This is a genomic window from Paenibacillus sp. UNC496MF (assembly GCF_900113915.1).
Classification (GTDB): Bacteria; Bacillota; Bacilli; order Paenibacillales; family Paenibacillaceae; genus Paenibacillus_Z; species Paenibacillus_Z artemisiicola.
Genome location: NZ_FORE01000005.1, coordinates 420,126 through 446,087 on the forward strand (window position 1 = coordinate 420,126; position 25,962 = coordinate 446,087).

General features: G+C 59.4%; 35 protein-coding genes and 1 tRNA gene. 3 read left to right on the forward strand and 33 right to left on the reverse strand.

Annotation, left to right across the window (positions count from 1 at the left end; translation table 11 throughout):
* Positions 1-10: 10 nt before the first annotated feature.
* The 27 genes from BMZ79_RS06810 to BMZ79_RS06930 form a co-directional block, all read right to left on the reverse strand.
* Entirely contained in the window at positions 11-883 is an 873-nt protein-coding gene (locus tag BMZ79_RS06810; RefSeq protein ID WP_090637854.1) for a heptaprenyl diphosphate synthase component 1, read from the reverse strand.
* Positions 884-961: 78 nt separating this feature from the next.
* On the reverse strand, positions 962-1,495 hold the full coding sequence (locus tag BMZ79_RS06815) for a hypothetical protein (RefSeq protein WP_090637857.1): 534 nt from the start codon (positions 1,493-1,495) through the stop codon (positions 962-964).
* Positions 1,496-1,572: 77 nt separating this feature from the next.
* Positions 1,573-1,797: a trp RNA-binding attenuation protein MtrB gene (mtrB, locus tag BMZ79_RS06820; RefSeq protein WP_090637859.1), complete on the reverse strand. Its 225-nt coding sequence runs from the start codon at positions 1,795-1,797 to the stop codon at positions 1,573-1,575.
* A gap of 131 nt (positions 1,798-1,928) precedes the next feature.
* Positions 1,929-2,005: transfer RNA gene (locus tag BMZ79_RS06825), tRNA-Pro, on the reverse strand.
* Between the two features lie 163 nt (positions 2,006-2,168).
* Positions 2,169-2,444 (reverse strand): HU family DNA-binding protein, encoded by a 276-nt coding sequence (locus tag BMZ79_RS06830; RefSeq protein WP_090637862.1) that lies wholly within the window; start codon positions 2,442-2,444, stop codon positions 2,169-2,171.
* 323 nt (positions 2,445-2,767) lie between these two features.
* The gene (spoIVA, locus tag BMZ79_RS06835; RefSeq protein WP_090637865.1) at positions 2,768-4,246 is read right to left on the reverse strand and encodes a stage IV sporulation protein A; all 1,479 of its coding nucleotides are present in this window, start codon (positions 4,244-4,246) and stop codon (positions 2,768-2,770) included.
* 337 nt (positions 4,247-4,583) lie between these two features.
* Positions 4,584-5,315, reverse strand: coding sequence for a hypothetical protein (locus BMZ79_RS06840; protein WP_090637867.1), 732 nt, complete (start codon positions 5,313-5,315; stop codon positions 4,584-4,586).
* 15 nt (positions 5,316-5,330) lie between these two features.
* Positions 5,331-5,678, reverse strand: coding sequence for a 2Fe-2S iron-sulfur cluster-binding protein (locus BMZ79_RS06845; RefSeq protein ID WP_090637868.1), 348 nt, complete (start codon positions 5,676-5,678; stop codon positions 5,331-5,333).
* Between the two features lie 30 nt (positions 5,679-5,708).
* Positions 5,709-6,302, reverse strand: coding sequence for a nucleotidyltransferase family protein (locus BMZ79_RS06850; protein ID WP_218154664.1), 594 nt, complete (start codon positions 6,300-6,302; stop codon positions 5,709-5,711).
* Positions 6,302-6,598 carry a 2Fe-2S iron-sulfur cluster-binding protein gene (locus BMZ79_RS06855; RefSeq protein WP_090637873.1) on the reverse strand — a complete coding sequence of 99 codons (297 nt, stop codon included), beginning with the start codon at positions 6,596-6,598 and terminating at the stop codon, positions 6,302-6,304. The genes BMZ79_RS06850 and BMZ79_RS06855 overlap by 1 nt, the downstream gene beginning before the upstream one ends.
* A gap of 44 nt (positions 6,599-6,642) precedes the next feature.
* Entirely contained in the window at positions 6,643-6,822 is a 180-nt protein-coding gene (locus BMZ79_RS06860; RefSeq protein WP_090637876.1) for a DUF2768 family protein, read from the reverse strand.
* A 176-nt stretch (positions 6,823-6,998) separates the two neighbouring features.
* Positions 6,999-7,280: a stage VI sporulation protein F gene (locus BMZ79_RS06865; protein ID WP_090637878.1), complete on the reverse strand. Its 282-nt coding sequence runs from the start codon at positions 7,278-7,280 to the stop codon at positions 6,999-7,001.
* A 100-nt stretch (positions 7,281-7,380) separates the two neighbouring features.
* Entirely contained in the window at positions 7,381-8,403 is a 1,023-nt protein-coding gene (locus BMZ79_RS06870; RefSeq protein ID WP_090637881.1) for an NAD(P)H-dependent glycerol-3-phosphate dehydrogenase, read from the reverse strand.
* A gap of 13 nt (positions 8,404-8,416) precedes the next feature.
* Entirely contained in the window at positions 8,417-9,016 is a 600-nt protein-coding gene (plsY, locus tag BMZ79_RS06875; protein WP_090638746.1) for a glycerol-3-phosphate 1-O-acyltransferase PlsY, read from the reverse strand.
* A 144-nt stretch (positions 9,017-9,160) separates the two neighbouring features.
* A complete protein-coding gene (der, locus tag BMZ79_RS06880; protein ID WP_090637884.1) occupies positions 9,161-10,483 on the reverse strand; it encodes a ribosome biogenesis GTPase Der in 1,323 nt (440 codons plus the stop codon).
* Between the two features lie 171 nt (positions 10,484-10,654).
* Positions 10,655-10,840, reverse strand: a complete 186-nt coding sequence (locus tag BMZ79_RS06885; RefSeq protein ID WP_090637886.1) for a capping complex subunit for YIEGIA — start codon at positions 10,838-10,840, stop codon at positions 10,655-10,657.
* Positions 10,833-11,771 (reverse strand): YIEGIA family protein, encoded by a 939-nt coding sequence (locus BMZ79_RS06890; RefSeq protein ID WP_090637888.1) that lies wholly within the window; start codon positions 11,769-11,771, stop codon positions 10,833-10,835. Before BMZ79_RS06890 ends, BMZ79_RS06885 begins: the two co-directional genes overlap by 8 nt.
* A 3-nt stretch (positions 11,772-11,774) precedes the next feature.
* The gene (locus tag BMZ79_RS06895; protein WP_090637890.1) at positions 11,775-12,404 is read right to left on the reverse strand and encodes a YphA family membrane protein; all 630 of its coding nucleotides are present in this window, start codon (positions 12,402-12,404) and stop codon (positions 11,775-11,777) included.
* A gap of 162 nt (positions 12,405-12,566) precedes the next feature.
* Positions 12,567-13,826, reverse strand: coding sequence for a 30S ribosomal protein S1 (rpsA, locus tag BMZ79_RS06900; RefSeq protein ID WP_090637893.1), 1,260 nt, complete (start codon positions 13,824-13,826; stop codon positions 12,567-12,569).
* A gap of 107 nt (positions 13,827-13,933) precedes the next feature.
* Complete coding sequence (locus BMZ79_RS06905) at positions 13,934-14,509, reverse strand: lysophospholipid acyltransferase family protein (protein ID WP_090637896.1); 576 nt, start codon at positions 14,507-14,509, stop codon at positions 13,934-13,936.
* Between the two features lie 3 nt (positions 14,510-14,512).
* Positions 14,513-15,214, reverse strand: a complete 702-nt coding sequence (gene cmk, locus BMZ79_RS06910) for a (d)CMP kinase (protein ID WP_090637898.1) — start codon at positions 15,212-15,214, stop codon at positions 14,513-14,515.
* Positions 15,215-15,347: 133 nt separating this feature from the next.
* Positions 15,348-15,524 (reverse strand): hypothetical protein, encoded by a 177-nt coding sequence (locus BMZ79_RS34185; RefSeq protein WP_177222036.1) that lies wholly within the window; start codon positions 15,522-15,524, stop codon positions 15,348-15,350.
* Between the two features lie 127 nt (positions 15,525-15,651).
* On the reverse strand, positions 15,652-16,305 hold the full coding sequence (locus BMZ79_RS06915; protein ID WP_090637900.1) for a flagellar brake protein: 654 nt from the start codon (positions 16,303-16,305) through the stop codon (positions 15,652-15,654).
* 106 nt (positions 16,306-16,411) lie between these two features.
* Positions 16,412-17,752, reverse strand: coding sequence for a germination protein YpeB (gene ypeB / locus BMZ79_RS06920; RefSeq protein ID WP_090637903.1), 1,341 nt, complete (start codon positions 17,750-17,752; stop codon positions 16,412-16,414).
* Between the two features lie 102 nt (positions 17,753-17,854).
* Positions 17,855-18,013, reverse strand: coding sequence for a hypothetical protein (locus tag BMZ79_RS34190; RefSeq protein ID WP_177222037.1), 159 nt, complete (start codon positions 18,011-18,013; stop codon positions 17,855-17,857).
* A gap of 68 nt (positions 18,014-18,081) precedes the next feature.
* On the reverse strand, positions 18,082-18,780 hold the full coding sequence (prsW, locus tag BMZ79_RS06925; RefSeq protein ID WP_090637906.1) for a glutamic-type intramembrane protease PrsW: 699 nt from the start codon (positions 18,778-18,780) through the stop codon (positions 18,082-18,084).
* Between the two features lie 68 nt (positions 18,781-18,848).
* Positions 18,849-20,099, reverse strand: coding sequence for a Glu/Leu/Phe/Val family dehydrogenase (locus tag BMZ79_RS06930; protein WP_090637908.1), 1,251 nt, complete (start codon positions 20,097-20,099; stop codon positions 18,849-18,851).
* Between BMZ79_RS06930 and BMZ79_RS35010 the strand changes: the two genes are divergently transcribed.
* Positions 20,098-20,220 carry a hypothetical protein gene (locus BMZ79_RS35010; RefSeq protein WP_256252588.1) on the forward strand — a complete coding sequence of 41 codons (123 nt, stop codon included), beginning with the start codon at positions 20,098-20,100 and terminating at the stop codon, positions 20,218-20,220. The two genes, BMZ79_RS06930 and BMZ79_RS35010, sit on opposite strands and share 2 nt — an antisense overlap.
* A 25-nt stretch (positions 20,221-20,245) precedes the next feature.
* On the opposite strand, the gene BMZ79_RS06935 is transcribed toward BMZ79_RS35010, so the two are convergent.
* Together BMZ79_RS06935 and BMZ79_RS06940 are read right to left on the reverse strand one after the other, a co-directional pair.
* Complete coding sequence (locus BMZ79_RS06935; RefSeq protein ID WP_090637911.1) at positions 20,246-20,851, reverse strand: genetic competence negative regulator; 606 nt, start codon at positions 20,849-20,851, stop codon at positions 20,246-20,248.
* A gap of 266 nt (positions 20,852-21,117) precedes the next feature.
* Positions 21,118-21,432: a hypothetical protein gene (locus tag BMZ79_RS06940; RefSeq protein WP_090637914.1), complete on the reverse strand. Its 315-nt coding sequence runs from the start codon at positions 21,430-21,432 to the stop codon at positions 21,118-21,120.
* A gap of 186 nt (positions 21,433-21,618) precedes the next feature.
* On the opposite strand from BMZ79_RS06940, the gene BMZ79_RS06945 reads away from it, so the two are divergent.
* Complete coding sequence (locus BMZ79_RS06945) at positions 21,619-22,626, forward strand: polysaccharide deacetylase family protein (protein ID WP_090637916.1); 1,008 nt, start codon at positions 21,619-21,621, stop codon at positions 22,624-22,626.
* Here the strand turns inward: BMZ79_RS06945 and BMZ79_RS06950 are convergent.
* The 3 genes from BMZ79_RS06950 to BMZ79_RS06960 are packed head-to-tail and all read right to left on the reverse strand — an operon-like array spanning position 22,568 to position 24,338.
* Positions 22,568-23,440 (reverse strand): metallophosphoesterase, encoded by an 873-nt coding sequence (locus BMZ79_RS06950; RefSeq protein ID WP_143088900.1) that lies wholly within the window; start codon positions 23,438-23,440, stop codon positions 22,568-22,570. The two genes, BMZ79_RS06945 and BMZ79_RS06950, sit on opposite strands and share 59 nt — an antisense overlap.
* 53 nt (positions 23,441-23,493) lie before the next feature.
* Positions 23,494-23,748, reverse strand: a complete 255-nt coding sequence (locus tag BMZ79_RS06955) for a hypothetical protein (protein WP_256252589.1) — start codon at positions 23,746-23,748, stop codon at positions 23,494-23,496.
* Positions 23,745-24,338, reverse strand: a complete 594-nt coding sequence (locus BMZ79_RS06960) for a CPBP family intramembrane glutamic endopeptidase (RefSeq protein WP_090637922.1) — start codon at positions 24,336-24,338, stop codon at positions 23,745-23,747. Before BMZ79_RS06960 ends, BMZ79_RS06955 begins: the two co-directional genes overlap by 4 nt.
* Before the next feature lie 114 nt (positions 24,339-24,452).
* Here BMZ79_RS06960 and BMZ79_RS06965 point away from each other — a divergent pair, with 114 nt between their 5' ends.
* Entirely contained in the window at positions 24,453-25,379 is a 927-nt protein-coding gene (locus BMZ79_RS06965; RefSeq protein ID WP_090637925.1) for a hypothetical protein, read from the forward strand.
* A 39-nt stretch (positions 25,380-25,418) separates the two neighbouring features.
* Here the strand turns inward: BMZ79_RS06965 and BMZ79_RS06970 are convergent, their stop codons facing one another.
* Positions 25,419-25,745, reverse strand: a complete 327-nt coding sequence (locus tag BMZ79_RS06970) for a rhodanese-like domain-containing protein (RefSeq protein ID WP_090637927.1) — start codon at positions 25,743-25,745, stop codon at positions 25,419-25,421.
* Positions 25,746-25,962 lie beyond the last annotated feature (217 nt).

Genomic DNA, 25,962 nt, shown 5'->3' on the forward strand with positions numbered 1-25,962 from the left:
GTCTGTCACCTTACCTTCTCTCGTTGAGGGCGGAAGCCGAAGCCGCCGGGAGGAGCGGACGCAGGAACGTCTCTCCGATTTGCTGAAGTTCGCGCACGAGCTTGTCGGAATCCAGGCGCGCGATGACGGATTGCACGGCCGCGACGGACTGCCGCAGCTTCTCGGCCAGCTCCGCGCGGATATCGTACGCCGCGAGCAATGACGCCGCGATCGACGGCTCCTGCGGATCGTCGGCCAGCTTGCGCTTCTCTTCGTCCGTTCCGACGTTAAGCACGTGCCAATACCCCCAGCTGCCGCCGAAGCGTTCCGGCTTGTCGCTGCGCTTCAGCTCGTCCAGGACGACCTCGCAGCGGCCCACCCCCTGCAGCAGCTCCGTCCAGACGCGCGCCGTCCGGTCGTCCAAAATGTCCGTAAAGACTGTGAAAAGCTCCGTCCTGATCTGCGCGCATTGGTTCAAGTAGTCTTCGGCCGTCAGCTTCAGCTGCTTCATCTTCATGTAGAAGTTGACCTTCAGCCGGTTCACTTCGCAGACGCCGTTGCTGATCCGGCGGATCATGCCGACTTGGCCGGCCTGGGCCAGCAGCTGGTAGAACCGGCTGCTGTAATAGTCGCCCGCGAGCACCTTCAACTGGCGCGAGCGCATTTCCTTCTCGGCGACGCGTCCCGATTCGTCGATCAAGTCGTGCGTGTCCATGCCCAGCTGCACCAGCGAGACGACCAAGGTGTACAGTTCGCTGTGAAGCAGCGGCGTACGTTGATTCGAAAGAAACGTAAAGAGCAGCCTGGCCCGCGAATCGGGAAACGCCGGCAGCTCCGTATGGGCTTGAATCATATCGTACTCGACGTACTTTTTGGCGATCTCGGGAACTTTGTAAGGTTTCATTGGCCTAGCCTCCGGACAAACAGCAAAGGTTAGCTGCTTTATAATCTAAATAATTATAGCACTATGTTTGTCGTTTCGCTACAACTGCGACCCCGACAAACGCAGGCGCTGGCGCCAGATTTCGTCCTGAAACGGCCTCGCGGCGCTTAAGTTTGACAGTTCTGTGGACAACCAGGCGTCCGTGCGCCGGACATCCACCGCCGCGACCACCCGGACGTCGCTCCGCGCCTCGTCCGACTCGGGCTGAAGCGGCGCCACGAACCGGACGAGCACCCGGCTCACGTTATCGGTCCGGTTGAACGCGAACTCGAACAGGCGCCGCAGGTCGTCCATCCCGCCGTCTACAGCATTCCCATATTCTTCATCCGCTAAATCCACGGTGAGCACCGACCCGTTCCATGCTACCTTCTTCACCTTCAGCGACAAATTCAAACCGAGCATCGTATCGACGATGGTGTCGGAACTGAGCCGTTTGACCGGCACGGGCCGGAAAACGGAAACGTCGCCCGCCCCTTCCTTCATCCGGCGGTCGGCCGCCGGCAGCGCGGTGATCAGCAGCGTGACGGCAAGCGTCGCGGCGCAAGCCGCGAGCAGCCCTTTCCATTGCGGCATGTGGCATCCGTCCTTCGCACACAAAATATCCTGCTTCTTTTAGTGTACAAACTAAAAAAGCAGGCTATGCCTGCTTTTCACTCGACGTCCGTATCCACCGTGCCGTATTTGGTCATAATGGTCGCTTTGCCGCGGATCTTGATGGCCGACGTATGGTCCGTGAACTGACAGATGAGCACTTCGCCCTTGTCGAGCTTCTCGGTATGATGGAATTTCGTATCCTGTCCGCGCGTCAGGCCGATGACCTGCACGCCTTGCGCCTTGGCTTTCACGACGATATATTCGTCATTCCGTTCCGACATCTGGACCGGCCTCCTCTTATTCGGTGAATCTTGCACTGCGGAACGCGCAAAGCCCGCGTGTCCCCGGTATTTAAAAAACTGCCCTCGAACATGGCAATTCGAGACGGCAGCCGTCGCTTGCGTATGAGAAATGGTCGGGTGTACCGGATTTGAACTGGCGACCTCTACCACCCCAAGGTAGCGCTCTACCAAGCTGAGCTAACACCCGACAAGTCTTACGGCCGCCCCTACCGGGAACCGCAAAACACAGTCTACTGGAAATGCTTACACTTGTCAATAGATCGTCTTCTGCGAAACTCGGCGCGTCCGCGGGACGAGAAACGCCCGAATGCTTGAGCATTCGGGCGTCAGCCGACGGCATTGGCCGTACCTTATTTGGAAACCAGGTCTTTCAGAGATTTGCCGGCTTTGAAAGACGGGATTTTGCTGGCCGGGATGTCGATCTCTTCGCCCGTTTGCGGGTTGCGGCCTTTGCGCGCTTCGCGGCTCTTCACCTCGAAGTTGCCGAAGCCCACCAGTTGGACTTTGTCGCCGCCTTGCAGCGAATCGGAGATCACGTCGAATACGGCGTCAACCGCTTTGGACGCGTCTTTTTTGGAAAGGTCGGTCAATTCGGCTACTTTCGCAATCAGTTCCGTTTTGTTCAATTCTTTCACCTCCCCCGTCGGCAGTTAAAAGGCACATCATTATCATTCTGTGTTACCGAAACCCCGGAAATTATACCTGCAGGCGACGGTGAGAAGAAATTCCGGTATGTGCAATTCCTGCATGCCGAACCTAGAACAGATTTATAGTAATACAGTTGCCTATCCGATTTCAAGAGGAATCGCGCGTTTCCGCGGAAGAATCGCGGCATTTGCGCGGTTTTTTCGCTTTTCGGACGCGATTCGCGGTGAAATTGACAATGAAAGGAATCTCGGTATGCGGGACAACGCAAAAAGAGACACGCCGGCTGCGTGCCTCTTCGCGCTTACAGGATGATGGCGATCAAGCCGCCGGATCCTTCGTTGATGATTCTGCCGAGCGTCTCTTGCAGCTTGTAGCGGGCATTGTCCGGCATCATGGCGATCTTGCCCTGGATGCCTTCCCTGACGATGGAATGGAGCGACCGGCCGAATATATCCGATTCCCAGATCTTGATCGGGTCGTTCTCGAAGTCCTGCATCAGGTAACGCACGAGCTCCTCGCTCTGCTTCTCCGTGCCGATGATCGGCGCGAATTCGGACTCGACGTCGACGCGGATCATGTGGATGGACGGCGCCGTCGCCTTCAGGCGGACGCCGAAACGGGAGCCCTGCCGGATCAGCTCCGGCTCGTCGAGCGCCATCTCCGCCAGCGTCGGGGCCGCGATGCCGTAGCCCGTCGTCTTGACCATTTCGAGCGCTTCCGCGAACCGGTCGTATTCCCGCTTGGCATGGGCGAAATCCTGCATCAGCTGCAGCAGGTGATCCTTGCCGCGGATTTCGACGCCGACCACTTCCATGAGGATTTGGTCGTACAGTTCATCCGGCGCGTACAGATCGATTTCCGCCACGCCTTGGCCCATGTTCATGCCGCTCAGGCCTGCCCTCGCGATGAACTCGTATTCCATGAACTGCGAGACGACGCGGTCCACGTCGCGCAAGCGGCGGATATCCTTGACCGTGTCGCGGACGGAATTCTCGTAATTCGAGCGCAGCCAGTGGTTGTCGTTCAGCACCATGACCCAGCTCGGCAGGTTGACGTTGACTTCGTGCACCGGGAACTCGTAGAGCACCTCGCGGAGCACGGACATGACTTCTTCTTCGCCCATGGACGCCACGCTGAGCGTGATGACCGGGATATCGTACTTCGCCTGCAGCTCGCTGCGCAGTTGAAGCGCTTCGTCGCTCTTCGGACGCGTCGAGTTGACGATCAGCACGAACGGCTTGCCGACTTCCTTCAGCTCGTTCACGACGCGTTCTTCGGCTTCGATGTACGAGCTGCGCGGAATTTCGGCGATCGTGCCGTCCGTCGTGACGACGACCCCGAGCGTGGAATGTTCTTGAATGACCTTGCGCGTGCCGATCTCCGCGGCTTCCTGGAACGGAATCGGCTCTTCGAACCACGGCGTCGTGATCATGCGCGGGCCGTTCTCGTCTTCGTAGCCCTTGGCGCCGACGACGGCATAGCCGACGCAATCCACCAGCCGGATGTTGACGTCGAGTCCTTCGGCCACGCGCAGCTGCACCGCCTGGTTCGGCACGAATTTCGGCTCCGTCGTCATGATCGTCTTGCCCGCCGCGCTCTGCGGCAATTCGTCGATAGCGCGCACCCGATCGGCATCGTTCGTGATGTTCGGCAGCACAACCGTCTCCATGAACCGCTTGATGAAGGTTGATTTGCCCGTGCGGACCGCACCGACGACGCCGAGGTAAATATCCCCGCCGGTTCGTTCGGCAATGTCCTTGAAAATGTCCACTTTCTCCACTGAATATCCCCTCCCAATCGTAATTCGCCTGTACATGGACGTACCGTAACTGCTGCTTTCCTCCTGGTGGTTGTCGTCAGGTTTCGCCGCTACCCGCCTGCCGATGGCCCAAGGCAAGCGACGCAACTCGTACATGATTTTGGACTAGTAATAGCTTATTGCGACTGTCTCACGTTTATGACGACCGGAGAGTGAAATCTTTCGATTTTCGCGAGCTTCGCGCGGATTGACCTTCCAAGATTGAGATATATGAGAGCACGGCCGAAGCTATGCCTGGACGGCAAAAAAACTCCTGCCGCGAGGGCAGGAGCGAGTGGTTGCGCGATGGGAGCTTGGGCTATTTCAGGACGGCTTGGGGTTCGCCGTTCACGAGCTTGTAGAGGGGCGATTTGACCGGCACGAAATCCGAACCGTCGACGAGCAGCGTCCGCAGATCCGCGTCCGGCTCCGGCTTTTCGCCGCCCGGGAGCTTGCCGAGCTGCTGCATGAGATCCGGACCGTAATCCAGGTAGACGGTACCGTCGGGGTCCGTCATGGCCGTCAGGACGCTGCCGGTGAAGACGCTTCTCAGCTCGGGGTCTTTGACGCCCAGCGCCTTGAAGTCGATGGCCGCGAACGACGGATACAGCTGCTGGCCCGCGGGCAATTTGCCGCCGTGCGCGCCGGCGTAGGCTTTGACGGACGCCTGAAGGTCGTTGGCCTTCTGATAGATTACGAGATTCATCAGCTTGACGGTCGGGTCTTTCTCCTCGTTGATCACGAGATAGTAGTAGCTTCCGCCTTTCTCGTACGCCGAAGCCGGAACCGCGGACAGGTAGTTCATCCGCTGCAGCTTGTCGAAATCGACTTTGAATTTCTCGTAAACCGGCGTCTGCTCGTCGCTGTTCTGGATCGGCAGGAGCCCCGTATCCTTCTGAAATTGATCGACGATCGTTTGTACGTTTAAAATGGCGTCTTTCGGCGGCTTCTGGTTCTGTTCCAGCCGGTCCCGCGGATACAGGCAGCCGGACAGCAGAACGGCCGTGCAGACGAGCACGAGGGCCGCCGCCGCGCTTCTAAAGCCTTTCATGATCCGTTTATCCCCCTACCATAATTCATCGTCTTCCGCTTGGCGCATCATCTGTTTCCGGACGGCGGCGCGAAACGGATCTTCCGGCACTTCGACGATGGCGCGCCCGAATACCCGGGTCTGGCAAGCAAGCCTTGTCCCCATGCGGTCGAGTCCCGCCAGCTTGCGGCGCTCGTTGTCGTTCGGAGGCGTCAGCCCGGCCGAACTGTGGGGCAACGCCACTTTGCACATGAGGCAGGCCGCCTTGCCGTCGCAGCGCGTGCGGATCGGCACGCCTGCTTTCCTGGCCGCGTCCAGCACGGTCGTGCCCGCGCGCACCATGACGCTTCGTCCGGAAGGAAGGAACGTAATTTCCACATTCACCGGAATCCCTGCTTCCCTCGTTCATCTCGTTCATATCAGAAGCTGCGATACGTGTTGCCGCAATTCCGCAGACAAGCGGTTCCTGGAGGCAATCAGCCTGAGGGCATCCGTATGAAGGCCTTGTTCCTTCCGCATGCGAGCGGCGATCAGCGCCACCCGGTCTTCTCTTGCCCGCAGCACGTTGAACCATAGCTCGTGCGCCAGCGGCGCCACGCCGACCGTATAAGGGCCGGCCGCGACCGGCGTCCGCAGCGGGTTCAGCACGTCCTCGACTTCCACGGCGTAGCGGTTCGAGCCCGATTCGACGACAAACCCGCCGACCAGCTCGACTTGTACGCCCGACACGTTATAATGGCTGAGCACCGAACGATAGATCGGGCTCACGCTTAATTGCGGTTCGTCCACGGCGTAAGCGCGAAGCGCCTCGTGCATGATTCCGGCCGCTTCGTCGTCCGCGTAAAGATCCAGGTCCCGGGGCGGCACCGCGAGCTCCAGCCCCCGCAGCAGCAGCCCTGTACTGCCGCCGATCAGCCATTGCGCGCCGGCAGGCGCCGCGGCGCGGGCGATGATCTCGATTGCTTGGAGGAGCGGCTCGGCGTTGTCCATCGAAGCCCGCCCTTCCATTAAAAGTACGGCCGGTTCGCCGCTTTAATGGAGCCGGCTCCGGCTTTCACGACGGCTTGGCAGGCCAGCCGGTAGCCTTCCTCCAGTTCTTCCGGCTCCAGGCGGTCCCATTCCTCGTCCGTGACCTCTTCCAGAAACTCCGCGCCTTCTTCGACCAGGCAGCGGCATCTGGCGCACGTTCCCCGCGTGCAGGAGAACGCCCAGTCCAAATTATGCTTGATCGCGGCGTCGAGCAGGGTCAAGCCCGCCTCCGCCTCGACCGTCATGCTCTTCGTGCGGCTCTTCAATTCCAGCATCGGCCCATCTTCCTCTCTTCTCTCCGTAAGTTCGTTGCGTGCGGCTACATGATGGAGATCAGTCCGAGAAATCCGCCGATTACGAGGAACAGAAACGCGGCCAGCGACAGCGCCATCCGCAAAAAGCCTTTGGTCTTGAAACGGGCCAGCGTCACCAGAACGGCGGCCACCGCCATCAAGCCGATGCCCACGAGCGACACCCACATCTTCATCATTGGATCCATGACAACTTCTACCACCTTGTACACCCGATATTCGCTTTATTATACACTAGCGGCGATGAATGGGCTACTTTTGCGCCGGGCGAACGGTGGGCATACCTAGAAAAAAGACTCCCGTCCAACGCGACGGCGGCACTGCACGCGGCAATGCCGGTCGCCTGTTGCGGAAGTCCGAAGCGTTACTTCTTGAGCATGAGTTTCATCAGCATTTCCATGTTGTTGACATTCATGCCGCTCTTTTTGACGGCGCCTACGATGTCGTTGATCGTTTTTTCCGAGACGGGAACTTTGGCCATCGCCGATACGGATTGAATCAGCTTGCGCAGTTCGTCTTCGTCCTGCATCGTATTTTCATTGACGCCGTTCGCAAGCTTCTTGACCGCGTTCTCGGTAATGTTCTTGCCGGTCTTCTTGTTCACGGCGCTCAGTACGTCCTTGGCTATATCCTTCTTGCCGCTCATCGTTTCCCTCCTCCACGCTTCTGACGGCGTAAGAACTCGCGTGCCACCTGCGACAGGTTGCTGCTAGCAGTGTATGAAGGAGGGCCAATGTTGGTGTAGGCTATATGCCCGCGGATTCTTCGGTCTCGTGCGTCCGGCCTCTGCCCATCAGCGTTTCGACCGCGCCGCGCGCCGGCTTCCGCGCGAACAGCACCTGGAAGAGCTGCTCCGTGATCGGCATCTCCACCCCGTACTGCTGCGCGATCTCGCGCGCGACGCTCGTGGTCCGGACGCCTTCGACGACCATCCCCATCCGGCTCAGAACGTCGTCGAGGGACGTGCCTTCCGCCAGCATCGCGCCCGCGCGCCAATTGCGGCTGTGCCGGCTGGTGCACGTCACGACGAGGTCGCCGACGCCGGCGAGTCCCGCGAACGTGAGCGGATTGGCGCCCATGGCGATGCCGAGCCGGCTGATCTCCGCCAGGCCGCGCGTCAGCAGGGCCGCCTTGGCATTGTCGCCGAAGCCGAGGCCGTCCGACAAACCGGCGCCGAGGGCGATGATGTTTTTGATCGCCCCGGCGACTTCGACGCCGACGACGTCCTTGTTCGTATAGACGCGGAAATGCGGGGTGATGAACGCGTCCTGCACGAATTCGGCCGCGTCCAGGCTCGCGGACGCGACGACGACGGTCGTCGGCAGCCGGCGGACGACTTCCTCGGCATGGCTCGGGCCCGAGAGGACGACGAGCCGTTCCGCGTCGGTCTTCAGCTCTTCGGCCAGCACCGTCGTCATGCGCTTGAACGTGCCGGACTCGAAGCCCTTCGTCGCGTGCACGACGACCGCGTCCCCGCGAAGATGCGGCGCGGCCTGCTTCGCCACGTCCCGCATGGCGGCGGACGGCGCCACGAACAGCACCAGCTCCGCACCGCCAACGGCTTGCGCCATGTCCGTCGTCGCCGCGATGTTCGCCGGCAGCTCCGCATCCTTCAAGTAACGGCCGTTCGTCCGGCGCGTGTTGATTTCGTCGGCTTGCGCCTCGTTGCGCGTCCACAGGGCAACGTCATAGCCGTTGTCCGCCAGCACGGAGGCCAGCGCCGTTCCCCAACTGCCGGCGACGAGTACCGCCGCTTTACGTTCCGTCATATGCGCGCCTCCCTTACCCTTTTCTAGCGCCGAGCTTGTTCTCTTTGCCCTGCAGCAGCTTCACGATGTTCGTCCGGTGGCGCACGAACGCCAGCAGGCAGACGACAAGGCTCGCCCACACGTACGTATGCGGCTTATCGCCGAAGTTCCAAATGAAGATCGGGAGCAGCAGCGCGAATATCAGCGAACCGAGCGAGACGAAGCGCGTGATCGCGATCGACGCGATGGCGACCGCCCCGGCGATCAGCGCCGGCACGATCGCGAGCGTTGCCATGACGCCGACCGTCGTGGCGATGCCCTTGCCGCCCTTAAAGCCGAACCAGACCGGCCAATTATGTCCGGCGATCGCGGCCAGTCCGCAGAGCACCGGTCCCCAGTCGCCGCCTGCGACGTACAGGCCGAGGATGACGGCGACGACGCCTTTCGCGATATCGAGCAGGAAGACGGCGATGCCCGGGCCTTTGCCCAGCACGCGGAGCGTGTTCGTCGCGCCGGCGTTGCCGCTGCCGTGATTGCGGATGTCGATGCCCTTTACCCATTTGGCAATAAGGATGCTGAACGAAACCGAACCTAATAAATAACTGATGAGTACTACCAGCACGGTGACCACGATAATCTCGCCTCTTTCAACGTTGTCCTGAAACGGGCCGCCGGACGGCCTTCCCTTGCGGTGACAGGGAAACTGGTGCCCCCACGGCTCGGGCACCAGCTTCGCTTGGTCGGCGAAGCCCGGGCTTCGCGGCGCTTGCGCGCCAGCCTAGTCTTCGTCGGATTTTTTACGGGTGAAGATCCGTACGGGCGTGCCTTCGAACTGGAAGGCGGCCCTGATTTTGTTTTCCAAGTACCGTTCGTACGAGAAATGCATCATTTCCGGATCGTTGGCGAACAGCACGATCGTCGGCGGCTTGACGGCCACTTGCGTCGCGTAGTTGATCCGCAGGCGACGGCCTTTGTCGGACGGCGGCGGGTTGATCGCGATCGCGTCGGAGACGACGTCGTTCAGCAGATGCGTCGGTATGCGCATCGCGTGCTGCTCGGACACGTGCACGACGACAGGGAGCAGCTTGTGCAGACGCTGCTTCGTCAGCGCCGAGAGGAAAATGATCGGCGCGTACGTCATGAACAGGAAGTGGTCGCGGATCTTCTGTTCGAACTGATGCATCGTCTTGTCGTCCTTCTCGACGGCATCCCATTTATTCACGACGAAGATCGCCGCCTTGCCCGCTTCGTGCGCGTAGCCGGCGATATGCTTGTCCTGTTCGATGATGCCTTCTTCGCCATTGATGAGCACGAGCACGACGTCGGCCCGCTCGATCGCCTTGAGGGCGCGCATGACGCTGTACTTCTCCGTCGTCTCGTACACTTTGCCGCGCTTGCGCATGCCCGCCGTGTCGATGAGCACGTATTTCTGACCGTCCCGTTCAAACGGCGTGTCGATCGCGTCGCGGGTCGTGCCGGCCACGTCGCTGACGATGACCCTCTCTTCCCCGAGCAGCGCGTTGACGAGCGAGGACTTGCCGACGTTCGGACGCCCGATGAGCGCCACGCGAATGACGTCGTCCTCGTATGGCTCCTCCACGAGTTCGGGCAGCTTTTCGACGGCCGCGTCGAGCAGATCGCCGATCCCCATGCCATGGGAGCCCGAAATCGCGATCGGTTCGCCGAATCCGAGATTATAGAATTCATAGATATCGTCTCTACGATTCAAATTGTCGACCTTGTTCACGGCGACGACGATCGGCTTGCGCGAGCGCAGCAGCATCTGGGCCACTTCGTCGTCCGCGTGCGTCAGCCCCGCCTTGGCGTCGACCATGAATATGATGACGTCGGCTTCCTCGACCGCGAGTTCGGCCTGCATCCGGACGGATTTCATGATCTCGTCCTCGCCGTCGATCTCGATGCCGCCGGTGTCCACGATGCTGAACGCCCGGCCGTTCCATTCGCCGGAGCCGTACAAGCGGTCGCGCGTGACGCCAGGCTTGTCTTCTACGATGGCCAGCCGGTCGCCGATGACCCGGTTGAAGATCGTAGACTTACCCACGTTAGGCCGCCCAACGATGGCGATAATGGGTTTAGACATAGTTTCACTCCTTACTATTTAAACGGTTTCGCACCGTTGTCGAGAGCGTGTGTTCGTCGATCGCTGCTGAATGGCATCGATTAGGCCAATGGCATCGATTAGGCCATGAAGGGGCTTTCTCCACACTCACGCCTATCATCATAGCAAAAAACAGCGGGAATGGCTAACATTTCATTCCGCGCTGTGGTCGACGAGAATAAAGTTGCCGTCTTTCATGTCATGCGCGACGGCGTCCAAAATCTTCTCGAGGAGGAACGCCGTCGATTCCCGTTTCACTTTGTCGGTTTCGACGAATATCGGCGCGCCGCCCCCGACATGGTCGCGGCTGTCCGTCACGATCGCCACGATTTTAGCCATGCTGCCGCTCCTCTCCCCGGTTCACCCCGGCCTCGGTCGGCATGCGCACCGCGGATTCCAGAATCGGCACCCGCTGCACGACCGCCTTTGCCTTCTCCGCGTCCTTCTCCTGCGGCAGCAGGAAGACCGCGAGCCGGCCGTCCTTGATGTCCAGCTTCGCCATCGGCACGAGCGCGGGCTCTCCGTCGTCCCGATAGACGCCGAGAATCGTGGACAGGTCGAACAGAATCGCCTGCCGCTGCCCCAAGTTGCTGAGCGTTGCCTTGGCGTTCGGATTGACCGGGTGAAGAATGATCCCGAGTCCCCGCTCCGCGATGATCTGCTGATTGGACGATAAGCCCACGTTCATGATGTAGATGTCGCCAACGTACAGATCGGGTCCGTCGACCTTCACGTTCGCGATTTCGACGCGCGCGATGTGGGAGAGGGATTTGCCCGACTTGAGCCGATAGACGAGCAGCAGCGCCAGGAAGCCCATGACGACGCCGAACGGCAAGCCTAACGACAAGGACGCGAGGCTGGTGAGGAGCGACGTCAGGATGACGAGGTAATTCCGTCCTTCGAACACCATCGCGATGCCTTCGATATACGTCGATCCCCGCGAGACCAGCTCCATGCTGTCGATCTTGGACAGCGTCTGGCGCTCCATGTTGCGCACGTCGCGAAACTGCTGGGCGGCCAGCGTCAGGAACGTGATCGCGGTGAAATCCTTCTTATACAGCGCGGGCACGGCCACGGCGCCGAGCGCGGCGGCGATGACGCCGAGCGAGATGTGAATGATGCGTCCATGGGGATATGTAGGGTATTGCCGGTAGTCAGTCCTCAGCATCATGAGCCGCGAGCCTAGGCCGAACGCCACGCCGAGCATGATGCCGTACACGACGTGATGCGGCTGTCCGGACTTCAAATGCGTCCAAAGATGTTCCCACATCGGTTACGAGCTGCCTCCTTGTTCGCCGGATCGGCTGTCGAGTACGCCGAGCGCTTTCTCTTTGACGAACGCCTTGACGGCGGACGTCAGTCTTGCGGCCGTTAAGGCGATGGTCAAGCCGTCCCACCACGACAGGGACCCGATGAACAGCACGCCGTCATGCGCCGCCGGGCCCAGATAGGCTTGGCCGAGCGCAACGACGGCGCTAAGCGCGGCGATGACGAAGTGGGCGCGGAAGCGATCCGCGAGCAAGCCCGCGAACAGCCCGGCCAGCAGCGGACCGTCCCATGCCGGATGCACGACCACGAATACGGGATCCATGCTGTAGATATAGCCCATCCACATCCACATGAAGCCGGTGAGCAGCGCGGAGAAGAGCGTAAACAAGATCGCGCCTGGCTTCCGCATGACTACGAGAAGCACAAGCGCCAAGCCGATCGCGAGCGCGGCGCTCCCGGTAATTTCGGCCTGCCCGCGGACCGTGACGGACATCGCGTGCAGCACGCATGTCGCGCCGATGAACGCGCCGAGCGTGCGAAGCGGCAGCCTGTCGGCGACCTGCCGCTCCCAGCCCGTGAAATAAAGAATCGCCGCCATCGATAAGAGCCAAATCGCAATAAAGCCGTCGTTCACCGCTTGATCCCTCCCGTATGCCCTTATTATGCGCTTCCGGCCCATGCAATACTCCCGGGCGACTCGCCGAACGGCGGATGCGGCAAGAAAAAACCGCTCGTTCCGCGGCGGTGCCTGCGGAACGAGCGGTTTGATGACGATGCCGATTCCGGATGGAATCGATTATTTCAATTTGCTCAGCTTGTCGCCGAAACGCTCGGCCAGCGTAAAGCTCATGCTTTCGTTGCTGAGGCTGACGTTCGGGTTGTTCAGCTCTACTTTCGGTCCGCGGTCGCGGCGCTCGCCACGGTCGCGGCGCTCGCCGTGTTCTCTTTCAGGGCGGGCAGACTGCTCCGGAGCTTCTTCCGTTTCTTTGATGCTCAGGCTGACGCGCTTCTCGCCCGGGTTGAAGTCGAGAATTTTCGCTTTGACTTCCTGGCCTTCCTTCACCACTTCGTTCGGCGTTGCCACGTGGCGATGCGCCAGCTGCGAAATGTGCACGAGGCCTTCGACGCCCGGCGCGATTTCGACGAACGCGCCGAAGCTTACGATGCGGCGGACCGTACCTGTCACGATGTCACCGATGTTGAAGCTGCCCGTTGCCGTTTCCCAAGGACCCGGTTGCGCGGCTTTGATGCTAAGGCTGATCTTGCCTGCGGCCGGATCGACTTTAAGCACTTTCACGCGAACGGATTGGCCTTCGGAGACGACATCCTTCGGATGCGCCACGTGCTGCCACGACAGCTCGGATACGTGAACCAGCCCGTCGATGCCGCCGATGTCGACGAACGCGCCGAACGGCGTCAAGCGTTGTACCGTACCGTCGATTTCTTGGCCGATTTGCAGGCCGCTGATGATCGATTGCTTGTTTTGTTCGAACTCCTGGTCCAGCACTTCTTTCGCGGACAGGATGACTTTATTGTTTTCGCGGTCGATTTCTTTGACTTTGACGCGGATCTTGCGGCCCTTGTAGTCGCTGAAATCTTCGACGAAGTGGCGCTCTACCATGGAAGCCGGGATGAAGCCGCGTGCGCCTACGTCAACGACCAGGCCGCCCTTCACGACGTCCGCAACCGTGACTTCGAGCACTTCGCCGGCTTCGAACTGCGCCTGCAGCACGTCCCAAGCCTTCTCGCTGTCGATCGCTTTCTTGGAAAGCACGAGACGTTCTTTCTCGTCGTCGATGCTAACGACTTTCAGCTGTACTTCTTGGCCGACTTGCACGGCGTCCGCCGCGCTGTCGATTTGAACCGAGGAAAGTTCACGAAGTGGAATAACGCCGTCATATTTATATCCAAGGCTAACGGTCACTTGGTTATCTTCGATTTTGACGATCGTACCATTCACGATGTCCCCTTTTTTCAAGGACACGAAATTATCCAAAGCATCTTGGCTGATTGCCTCCGCGGACGCGGAATCTTGAACTTTTGTTTCTTCTGACATTTGAAATAACCTCCTCAATTCATACCCCAACTTTATTTAAACGTGAAGCCGTTGTTTGAAACGCGTTCAACCGGCCCACCGTTTAAAACATGAATAACGTGAAATGATTACCCTTCTTTGACCATGTTGCGGATCTCGCGCATGATGACATCGGTCACTTGCTCCAGCACATCGGATGATGAATCTTGTATGAAGGCCGTCAGATCGATGGGCTTGCCATACTTGATGCGCATCTTGCGGAAGATCTTGTACCTGCCGATAATGGCGACCGGAATGACGGTAGCCCCGCTTCGCAGCGCGATCATGGCCGCGCCCTTCTTGCCCGCGCTATCCCCCGCCGATCTGGAACCTTCCGGGAAGATCCCCATCACTTTGCCTTCCTTCAGCAGGCCGATCGCGGTGCGGATCGCTTCCTTGCTGACCCCTCCCCGCTTGACCGGGAAGGCGCCGAGCGACCTGATGAACGGGCCGAACAGCGGGACGGCGAAGAGCTCCGCCTTCGCCATGTAGTGCACCATGCGGTTCACCGGCGTGCCGACTGTCGGCGGATCGAGCAAGCTGATATGGTTCGAACAGAGGACCACGGGACCGGTCGGCGGAATGTTCTCCAGCCCGATCGCTTCAAAACGGAACAGGACGGCGTAAATGATCCGCAGCAGGCTGCGGCAAATGCTATATAGCATAGTTTACTTCGCCTCCACCGTTTTGGTTCGGCATAAGTCCAGAATTCGTGCGACGACTTGATCGATCGTCAGCTCCGTGCTGTCGATGACTTCGGCGTCGTTCGCGCGAATCAGCGGCGAAATTTCCCTGCGCTCGTCGCTTTGGTCGCGCTCCGCGATCTCCCGCTCCAGCTGCTGCAGCGGCACGGCTTCTTTGCCGCTCAGCTCTTGAAAACGCCTGAGCGCCCGCACCTGCACGCTGGCGACGAGATAAACCTTCACTTCGGCGTTCGGAAGCACGTGCGTGCCGATATCGCGGCCGTCCATGACGATGCCCTTCGAATCCGCCAGCTCCCGCTGCAGCTGCACCAGCTTCAGCCTCACGGCTTCATGGGAGGCGATTTGAGAGACGATCAGCGTCACTTCGCGCGTTCGGATGGCCGCGGTGACGTTCTCGCCGTTCAGCCAAACCGTTTGTCCTTCACCGCCGGGCGCAAGCACGATGTTCAACGTTTGAACGAGCCTTCCCAGCTTGTCCGAATCGTCAGGGGTGATGCCTGCACCGATTGCCGCGTAAGCGACGGCCCGGTACATCGCGCCTGTATCAATGTAAATGTAACCCAGTTGTTCAGCGACTTTGCGGGCGACGGTACTCTTCCCGGCGCCTGCCGGTCCGTCGATCGCCACGTTAATGCGTCCGCTGATGGTTCCCCCATTCTTGCCCAAGCGGTGTTTGACCTCCTTGAAAGTCGGGCAGCGGCTGCCACCATGCTGTAATCATCATTAAAAAAGCAGGCATTGCCTGCGATAGTAAAAATTATACCACAGCCGCCGAGGAAGTGCAAAGAACGCAAACCTGCTAGAAAGGCGTGCCTTCGAGCCGGTCCACGCCCGTGACCCACATCCGCACCTGCGGAATTTGGAGCGCCAGCTGACTGGACGCGAGCGCGACGAGCAGCGCGATCACGGCGATCTTGAGCGCCCGGGTCACCCGGTCGGCAAGGTCCAAATAGTCGTTCTGGGATTTACGCGGCATGTCGCAACCTCCTTGTCCGAGCGCAGTCTGCCAGGCGCGACGCGGCCGGTTCGGGCCGCGCGGACAAGCCTCGGATAAGGCTAGTTTTTCCACGAAAGGAATCCTTATTCATTCTTCGCGCGCGGAATTATTGTTTCCGGAAATCGAGCTGCCGTTCGAAGCAAAAGCGGATGATGCGCTGCCGTTCGCCGTCCGCGATTTTCGCGAATTTTGCCATGATTTGGTGTTTGCCGTTCTCGAGCGGCTTGACGCGTACGACCTCCGCCTTGAACTGGGCATGGTCGACCGATCCGTTCCGGTACGGCACGAGCAGCCAGCAGTCGAGCTCCGTTCCCGTCTTCATCGGCCATTTGGCGTCCGCCATGAACGAAATGCCACCGCCCCCCACGTCGTCGGTTACGCCGATGAAACGGACGCTGCCGGAAAGCGTGATCGCGATTTCGAGCTCGGCCGCTACCCGCAGGAAATGCCTGCGCTGTATTTTGGTGACGGAATCGGGTTCCGGCTTACGGATCCGGACCAGCCTGACGGCGTCTTCCCTGAAGCCCAGCACATGCGTGTTGAAGTAGTGCTTTACGCCCTCTTGCGTCATATAATACGCGGAAATTTCATCCCCGAGATACAGACGCTTATAACGCCCGGTCCCTTCCAATATCGGAATGTCGATGAGCAGCTCGTCCGCGGCGCTGTCCGCGATTCTGGACTTGTATTCCAGCGCGGCTTCTTCTTCGTCGGACGAGGCGATTTGCAAGTATAAAAACTGATTGATCGTTGGCAGCATCGGCTTTCCTCCCCCTTGCACGATTATAGCACAGGCTGTCGAAATTTGGGGAGAGAGGCGCAGGCGCGAAAAAAGGACGTGCGTCTCGGGACGCACGTCCTTCCGGTCAAGCCGGCAGCTGTTCGATGGACTCCTCAAGGCCGCTGTCGGCGTTGATATAGATTTTGTAAACCGATCCGTTGATCTTGCCGACGAACTCGTAGCACAGCACTTCCTTGTCCTCGTCATTGTCGATCAAGGCCATTTGCTGTCTGCTCACCTTGAAATCGGGATTAAGCGCCGCCTTCGCCTGCGCGCTCGTCAGCTTCGCCTTCGGCAGGTTCCGCTTGCGGTGCTCGTAGACGTAATCGCCGGCTTGAATCGCCACTCCGTCGCCGTTGTCCCGCGCGATCTTGACGGTCAGCTTGGCGGGATAGATCAGTACGCCGTCCTGGGTATCGACGAAGGTGAATACGGCCGCGTCGTTGCCGTCGTCGTAGGAAATCGGCCTCATGCCTTCGTAGCCATGCTTCTTCAGGAACTCGCCCGCCTTGCGCTTCGCTTGCTCGATGCTTACGGCCTGCTTGCCGATATCGCGCGGATTGGTAAACCAAATCAGCTTGGCGCCCTTCTGCGTGTAATCGATCTCGATCGGATTGTCCGCTTTGTTCGCTTTATACGTGGCCGAGAAGGAGGCGTACTCGGTGCCTTTGCCGTTCTCGACGACCCGGATGTTTTTTGCCTGCGCCGCGCTTAAGCCCAGGAATTTGGCCGCGCGTTCCCGAATCTCCGCCGGCGTGCTCATCCGGCCGGCAAGCATCGTGACGGTCCGCTTCTGGTACATGCTCGCGACCGAAGGGCCCCAGTTGATCTCCGGGTACTCGCTGACTTTCTTGTCCACCGTCTTGAACCCGTCGATGATCGTGTTGTCCCGGTTCGATTTCTCCGTCGCGAGCGCGACTTCGACGTCCATCCAGCGCAGATTGTTCGCCAGGACCTTCTCCTGCACGCCGTTCAGCGACTTGGAGATGTCCTCCGAGTCCGAGTAGAGCGTCTTCAGCGTCTTGAATTCATCCGGCGACAACGGCTGCTTGCCTAAATCCCGGACCGACGTTTTATACGAGAAGTTCGCGATTTTGGACAGGAATTCTTCCGTCTTGTTGAACGGCAGCAGCGTCAGCGGCAGCTGGTTGATCTCGTTCTGCGCTTCGCTCGTCAGCCGCCACGCGTTCACCAGTCCTTTGCGCTGAAAGCTTTGCGACGCGCTGTTGACGGCCAACGTATTCCCGAGCTGGCGGTGCAGCTGGTCGACATGATACGACAAATCGTGAAAGGCGCGCTGGTATTGGCTCTCGGCCTTGATTAAAATGGAATTTTTCTCCTGGTGCTCCTGGTACCCCCAGTACATGGAGCCGATGAAGAACAGCGTCATGACCGGAAAAAGCACAGCGCTTAAGCGACGATACATAGCAAAAGCTCCTTTCGTATGCAAAACCTGGTGTTAGTTTGGCTTGCCGAAAGGAGCTTTATGCATGTATGGCGAAGTTTTCCTCGCGTTTGGCGGCGCGCGTTACAGCGCCAATTCTTGGATGTCGAAATCGTCGACGTTGTTGCATAGGCATTGCTTGAAGCCGGTGTCGATCCGGTCTTTGTCCCTGCGTCCGCGGAGCACGAACTTCTCCCCGCACAGATTGCAGCGGATGGCTATTTTCACGCGAGCCGTTTCCATTGCGGTCCTCCCCTAGGCTGGCCGGCCCGGTCCGGGCTGGCGTTTTTTACCTAGTATGGCCGGAAATGCTACAGCTTAACCTCTTCCTCGCGGCCGATCAGCCTGAACGGCGACCGCGCGTTCGCCCGGTTGATCCGGCGCACGCCTTTGTACCACAAGTAAGCCATGAGCGGCATGATGAACCAGGCCCAATAAGTCGAGCCGGAACCCATGATATAGTCGTACAGCCCGTGTTCGAGCAGCGGCAGGCAGGCCGCGAGAATCAGGAAGCGCAGCTTCAGCTTGGACGCGCTCGCGAATCTGGCCTTCCCGAGGTAGTAGCCCATCGTGACGCCGAACAGCGCGTGGCCGGAAACCGGAAGCAGCGCCCGGATCAGAAGCGAGCCTACCGTCATCGGCTGGAAAACCGCGTAGAGCACGTTCTCGACGGTCGCGAACCCGAGCGAGATCGCGACCGCATAGACGATGCCGTCATAGGGCTCGTCGAATTCCGTGTGATTATATATGATATGGTAAAGGACGAACCACTTCATCAGCTCTTCGACGCCGGCCGAGACGGCGAACGAAAACACGACCGGCCCGCTTCCCAAGCCAAGCTCGAGCCCCCGCTGGATGACCATGATCGGAAGCACGATCAGAACGCCCATCAGAAAAACCCGGATGACCATATGAATCGGCTCCGCCTCGTAGCGGTCCTTCAAATAAAAGTAGGTCAGCAGCGCGATGCCTGGAGCGACCGCGGCCGTCAAAATGGAAAAAAGCAGCATTTATCCGTGTCACCTTCCAGAAGGAAACCGATCCGCCGCGGAAGAAGACCGGACAGCCGTCTTCGTCGTTATACCCATCCCCGCAGGCGAACCGCTTCCGCCAATTTGCGAACGCCGACCATGTACGCGGCCAGACGCATGTCGACTTTCTTCGTCCGATGCACCTCATACACGTTTTCGAAACCGCGCACCATCATGAGCCGCAGCTTCGCGTCGACTTCTTCTTCCGTCCAATAGTAGCCTTGGTTGTTTTGCACCCATTCGAAATAGGATACGATCACGCCGCCCGCGCTTGCCAGCACGTCCGGCACGAGCAGAATGCCGCGGTCCGTCACGATGCGGGTCGCTTCCAGCGTCGTGGGACCGTTCGCGGCCTCCACAATGATTTTAGCACGAATCCGGTCCGCATTGCTTGCCGTTATTTGGTTCTCGATCGCGGCCGGCACGAGCACGTCGCATTCCAGCGCCAACAGTTCCTCGTTCGAGATCGTGCTCTTGAACAAGTTGGTGACCGTCCCGAACGAATCGCGGCGGTCCATCAAGTCGGCGATGTCCAATCCTTGTTCATTATACAATGCGCCGTGCACATCGGAAATAGCAATCACTTTCGCGCCCGCGTCGTACATGAACTTCGCGAGGTAGCTGCCCGCGTTGCCGAAGCCTTGAATGACGACGCGGGAGCCTTGCAGCGGGATGCCCAGCTTCCCCATCGCCTCGTCGATCATGATGGCTACGCCGCGCGCCGTGGCGCTTTCCCGGCCATGCGAGCCGCCCAGCACGAGCGGCTTGCCCGTAATGAAGCCCGGCGCGTCGAATTCCCGGATGCGGCTGTATTCGTCCATCATCCAAGCCATGACCTGCGCGTTCGTCATGACGTCCGGAGCCGGGATGTCCTTGGTCGGCCCGACGATCTGGCTGATCGCCCGCACGTAGCCGCGGCTTACCCGTTCCAACTCGCGGAACGACATTTTGCGAGGGTCGCAAACGACCCCGCCTTTGCCGCCGCCGTACGGCAAATCCGCGATGCCGCATTTCAAGCTCATCCAGATCGACAGCGCCTTCACCTCGGCTTCATTGACGTCGGGATGGAACCGCACGCCCCCCTTCGTCGGGCCGACGGCGTCGTTATGCTGGGCGCGATAGCCGATGAATACGCGGGTTTTGCCGTCGTCCATGCGTACCGGGAAGCGCACGGCGAGCATGCGCATCGGCTCCTTCAGCAGCTCGACCATGTCATCGCCGTAGCCCAGCTTGCGGAGCGCCTCGTCGATCACGATTTGCGTCGAGGTCAATACGTTGTCGTTTTCCATTTCTGTCATGGAAATGTTCACCGCCTTTGCCTTCAGTATGATCGGGCGCGAGAGCAACTATGCGACGGGCGGACGCGACGGGCCGCGCCGGAATAAACAAAAAGCACCAGATGCGGATATCCGCTGCTGATGCTTTCAGTAGCAAAGCGACGATTTTAGAAATGAGTGCAAATTTCGAGCACCGCTTTGGCAGGTACGATCACTTTGCCGTATTCTTCGAGAACCGCGGTCGTAATCGACGTGGCTTCGCCGTACTCCGCCAGCAGGGCGATGATGGCGTGGTAGCGGGGCAGCTCGATGCCGACCGGCTCGAATGCAAGCATATATTTGCCGTTGTAGGCATAGAGACGTCCGTCTTCGATCAATTCAGCCGCTTTGAGCTGCTTGCTGACGGAAATGACATCTTCGATGTCCTTGAACGCGTAAAGCACGATATCGCTCTGCTCCAGCGTGACTTCCATCTCGTAAACGTCCTCGTCGTTTTCTTCTTCTTGCAGCTGGTCGTCCGATTTTCCGTTCACTTTGCCGCGCGTCACGATGACGACCATGCCTTGAGCAGGAAGCGCAAACACCTCCACGGCCAACGGGCCGCTGGCGTCGAAGCCGAGCTCGCTGTAGGCTTGATCCATCATTTCGCTGAACAGCTCGTGGACTTTCGGAATTTCGCGCCACATGTCTTCCTTCTGGATCCCACGCTCCAGCAAGTCGTCGAACGTCAGGAAGATTCGGATTTTGTCTTGATTGAGCCGTTCGATTTTCATGATAGGATCCTCCTTTTCGAAAAGCATCTGCTTCGTCTATTCGGAGCAAAAACCTTCGTCGAAAGCGATTGAACGCGGGTAACATTTGTTATACACAGCGTATGTAGACGCCGTGGTTTGGTGAATAAAAAGTTCTTATTGCTATGTTAGCATGTCTGGGATCGGAATGCACTACCGCGCCAAAAAAAGAATCGCCTCCGCTCCCAACTGTATATACGCAGCCGGGAAGGAAACGATTCGTTTTTGTCCACATTTCGTGTCTCGCTTTAATGCGTCTTCGCTTCGGATTTGATCGCATCGACCTGATGCTTGAGACCCGGGTCGCTGTTCAGCATCATTTCAATCTGTCCCCAAGCGCCCGCGGAATCTCTCGCGGCGCCTTCCGCATGCGCAGCGGAAGCATGACGCGCTTCGCCGAATTTGCGGCTCACGACCGCTCCCATCGCTCTTCTCGAGACGCCCGACATGGCCATTCCGGCCGCGCTGGTCGCCCATGCGAACATTCCGGGTCTTTTTTTGGCGACGTAAGCCGCGGCGGCGGCGCCGGCCAGACCCCCAAGCAGAAATACAGACCATTTCATCGGGAAAAGTCCTCCTCCAACTTGCTGATGCGTTTCGGTTCGCGAATAGTGTGACCCGCTCCGCGTGAGGCCATCCCACCACAAATTTAGGAAAGCGGAAAGATCGGGCGCTTGGCCATAATATGCTACAATGAGGGCAATCCTCGGGGCACGTCCGGTGCTTTCGACCAAGGAGGTTCGCTGAACATGAAACCGCGTAACGCAATTCGAACGACGGCGACGATTCTGCTGGGGCTGGCGCTCGCGCTTGCCGCCGGCTGCGCGACCGCGCAAAATTCCACGGCGCCGGAAGAGCCGAAACCGTCCGCCGAGCAGGCCGATCCCGGCAGCGCGACGAAGCCGCAATCGCTGCCCGGCGCGAGCGAAACGAACGGGGGCGGCGGCTCGAACGCGGCAGCCGGCGGAACGAAATCCGGCTCGGCCGAAGCCCCCGTCGGCGCCAACGGGGGCGGCCAAACGAACGCGGGCAAGCCTTCCTCGCCCGCAGCGGCCGCGCCTTCCGGCGACGCGAAGCCCGCCGGGCATGCCGTCAAGAAACTGTACCGCATGAACGCCGTTTACAGCTTCGTCCCTATCGATAAAGCGGCTGCTAGCGCGAAGGCCGTCCTGCTGACGTTCGACGACGGGCCGAAAGCGGATAAGACGGTCGCGTCGCTGCTCGATACGCTGGATAAGCACAAGGCGAAAGCGATCTTCTTCGTGAACGGCTACCGCGTGAAGAGCCATCCGGAGCTGCTCAAAAAAATCGCCGACCGCGGCCAAGCGATCGGCAACCATTCCTGGGATCATATCGATTTGAAGAAAGAAAAAGAAGCGACCGTCCGAAAGCAGATCGTCGACGTCCAAAGCATCGTGAAGAAAGTCACCGGCAGCGCGCCCGTCTTCTTCCGGCCGCCGTTCGGCTCGGGCAACGATACGGTCAAGCGCATCGTGCGCGGCCAAGGCATGCTGTACATGACGTGGTCGAACGGCTCGCTCGACTGGGACGCGGGCTCCCGCGACAAACCGGACAAAGTCATCGCGAACGTGCTCGAGCAGCTTCATCCCGGCGTGAACATTCTCATGCACGAGCTGCCTTGGACGACCGAAGCGCTCGATACGCTGCTGACGAAGCTGGAAGCGAAAGGCTACGGCTTCATCGACCCCGCTTCGATCGATCTTGGTCTGGATGCGCCCCCGAAGAACGCAAAGTGATCCGGTGCAGCTGCGGCTCCGTCATGAGCCGGATCGGCAGCCTCGACGTCCCGAAGCCGCAGCTGACGAACAGCCGCATCTTCGGGACGCCCCGCGCCGGCCGGTCGAATTCGAACCATCCCCGCCAATAGCCGGAATCGCCTTCCCCGCGCCATAGCGGGCCGATCACCGGCAGCGCCACCTGTCCGCCGTGCGTATGTCCCGACAGGACCAAATCTATGTATTCGTCGCCCTTTAGCCGCTTGGCGATGATGGGATCGTGCGACAACAGGATCGTGAACAGTTGGCCCCGGCCGTCCTCCATGTCGGCGAGCGCCAGATCGGGCCGCTCGTGATCGGTGCGCGGATCGTCGACCCCGGCGAGCCGGATCCGGCTTCCGTCCTTCTGCTCCAGCACGACCGACTCGTTCGCGAGCAGCCGCACGCGTTCTTCCTCCAGCAGCACCTCGAACGGGCGAATATCCTCGTCATAATCGTGATTGCCGTGCACCATGTACATCGGCGCGATCCGCGACAGCCGCCGCAAATTTTCCCGGATGCGCGCATCCGGCACCTTCTTCTCGCGCAAGTCGCCGCCGATCAGCACCAAATCGGCTCCGCCGGCCTGCACGAACGCGTCGATCAGCCGGTTCGGAATGACGCGCCGGTGAACGTCGCTGATAAACAACAACGTCGTGCCGTCGAACGCTTGCGGCAGCCGCTCGAACGCGGCTTCCTGCACGTCCACTCTGTACCGGTACGACGCGCGCACCATATGCCCCAAGGCCAACAAGCCGAATATTGCGACGGCAGCCGCTATCCATATGAATGTCATGATTCCCGCTTGCACCTCCGAATGGCGTTCCCCTTACTCTTTGCGCGACGTCTCTAATACTCGAACTGCCTTCCCCACCACAGCAAGCCCGCGAGCAAGAGCAGGAACAAGAAGATGAGCAGCCGGTAAAACCAGCGCGTCAGCTGCTGCTTGCTTGAAGGGTGGGACGCCCTCCTCGGCGGCAGGGCCGGGGCTTCCTCGCCGTCCTTCTCGAGCCCCCATTCCGCCTCCAGCGCCGCGGCGGTCTCGTCGTAGACGTCGTCCAGCGGCTTGCCGGTCCGTTTGCCGAATTTTTTGACTCTGCTCATGGTTCCCTCCGAAACCGGATCACGAGCCCCATGACCAAATCGATGACGAAATGCGCGAGGATCGGCGCCAGCAGCGTTCCGGTCCGAATATAAATCCAACCGAGCGCGTAGCTGATCACGAATACGAGGCCCGTCGGAATCCAATGCCGCAAATAACGGACGTGGATGGTAGCGAATACGATGCTCGTCCAGTACGGTCCGATGTGATGCTGCACGGCCCCGCGAAACAGCGTTTCCTCGCAGATCGCCACGACGAGCGACAGCAGCGCGATGTGCCAGATCGGCCGCGTCCGGAAGATCCGGTCGTTCACCCCGCCGTCGTCGTTCGCTTCGTCCGGCACGAAGCGTGCCGCGAGCATGTCGAGCAAGATGACCGCCGCGGCCAGGCCGAGGCCCCAATAGAGAAATTGCCAATCGTTCTCCGGCGCGTACAAAGAAAATGGATTGCGGCGCTGAAATAACAGCCAAACGAAACCGATAATGAAAGTAATCGCCTGCGTCGCGTACAAATTGATCAGGAGCATCCGGTCATCGATATCGTCGATGCGCGTCGTTTTCAGCCTGATTTTACGAAGATCGAATTTTTTCATGTCCTGCTCCTGCCATGGTAGGTTTATATTTCCTTTTATTAGGATTTATCCTATACTAGTAGGACGCTTGCGAAAAATTTGTCGAAAAAAGTATAAAGTATGAAGGGGATTAACATGGAGAAACGGCTAACGCGCACCGAAATGCTTTTCAGTCTCGGCTTTCTGTTCATGCTCGTTTTCGCGGTCGGCGCGTTTTTCTACGGCGTCAAAATCGGATCCGAAAAAACCGAGGCCCGGCTGGTCGAGCCCGCGAAACATCTCAGCGGAAGCACGAAAGGAAACGCGGATGCCTATCAGCAGCAGGATCTCGTTTCCTTCTATCATACCGTATATTTGCCCTATCGTGAATTTCAAAACGAATGGTTCGCCGCGTTCCGCAAATTGGCGGCCGGTCAGCTGACCAACGCCGGCTCCGCCCTGAACGATTTGTCGGACACCGCCGAGCAAACCTACAAGGAAGCCGAACGCGCGTCCGTGCCCGCCAACTCGCCGCTGCTGGAAACCGCGCAGCTTCAGCTGCTCAAAAGCCTGCGCATGTTCGACGAAGCCGCTTCGCGCGGCGCCGGTTCCGTCAAGAACATGTCCGGGGCCGAGCTGGCTCAGGCGCTGGAGAAAGACGCGTATTACGTCGACGGCGTGAAATACGCGCTCGGCGGCCAGCAGGACTATTACGCGGCGATGCTGAAATGGAGCGCCTCCGTCAACCCGGCCATTCCCGGCGAATACGAAGCGCCGGGCGGGCTCAGCCTCGCGGATTGGAAGAAGCTCCCGCTGACGGTCAAGAACAAAGTGGCCGCGGACCAGTTGAACGCGCGCAAGTCGCTCGCCGCCTTCTACCCGCAGGACCTCGCTTCGCGCGTGGACGAGTTCATCCATTCCGGCCAGGCGAGCTCCATGAAGATGCGCACGGTCGATGCCGTCATCGACCTGCTCGTCAATACGGAGGCGGTCCGGACCGGCGATTTCGGAGGCAGCAAGGACGAGCTGTATCCGAAGGAACTGCTGCCGCAGCTTCCGTTTTTCTTCCCGGAGGAGGAATAAGTCCGGACACGCGGCGCGCATCGGCTCGCCGATGCGCGTTTAATCATAACGAAAGCCGTCATGTAGGGATACCGCAGCCATGCCGCCGACCACGTTGGCGAGGCCGCCGTATCCCTTCTCGCTTAAGAAGCGGCAAACCGCCTGGCTGCGCACGCCGTGCGCGCAAATCACGTATACCGTTTTGTCCGCCGGCACCTGCGTCCACGTACCCATGAAGGACGAAAGCGGCAGCAACGTGCTGCCCTCCAAATGATAATAGTCCCACTCCTCGGGTTCCCGCACGTCTATGATTTGATCCGGCTCAAGCTTCCCTTCCCGCATCAATTGCCAGAAAGCGTCCGGTTGAATGTCGCGCCAAACGTCCATTTCGATAACCTCCCGTTTACGGTCGATCATAACGAAATTTTCACATTTGAGCAAGTTTTAAGCATTGCAATTGCTTTTCAGCTTGCTATAATAGGGGAAACATAAAACAGCCCGAAATTGCCGTTCCACAGGATTCGTTCATAGCCCGATGTGTGATCGTGCGAACAGACTCTCGCCTTTGGCGCCGCCGCGTGCGGCGAATGGACGGGGGTCTTTC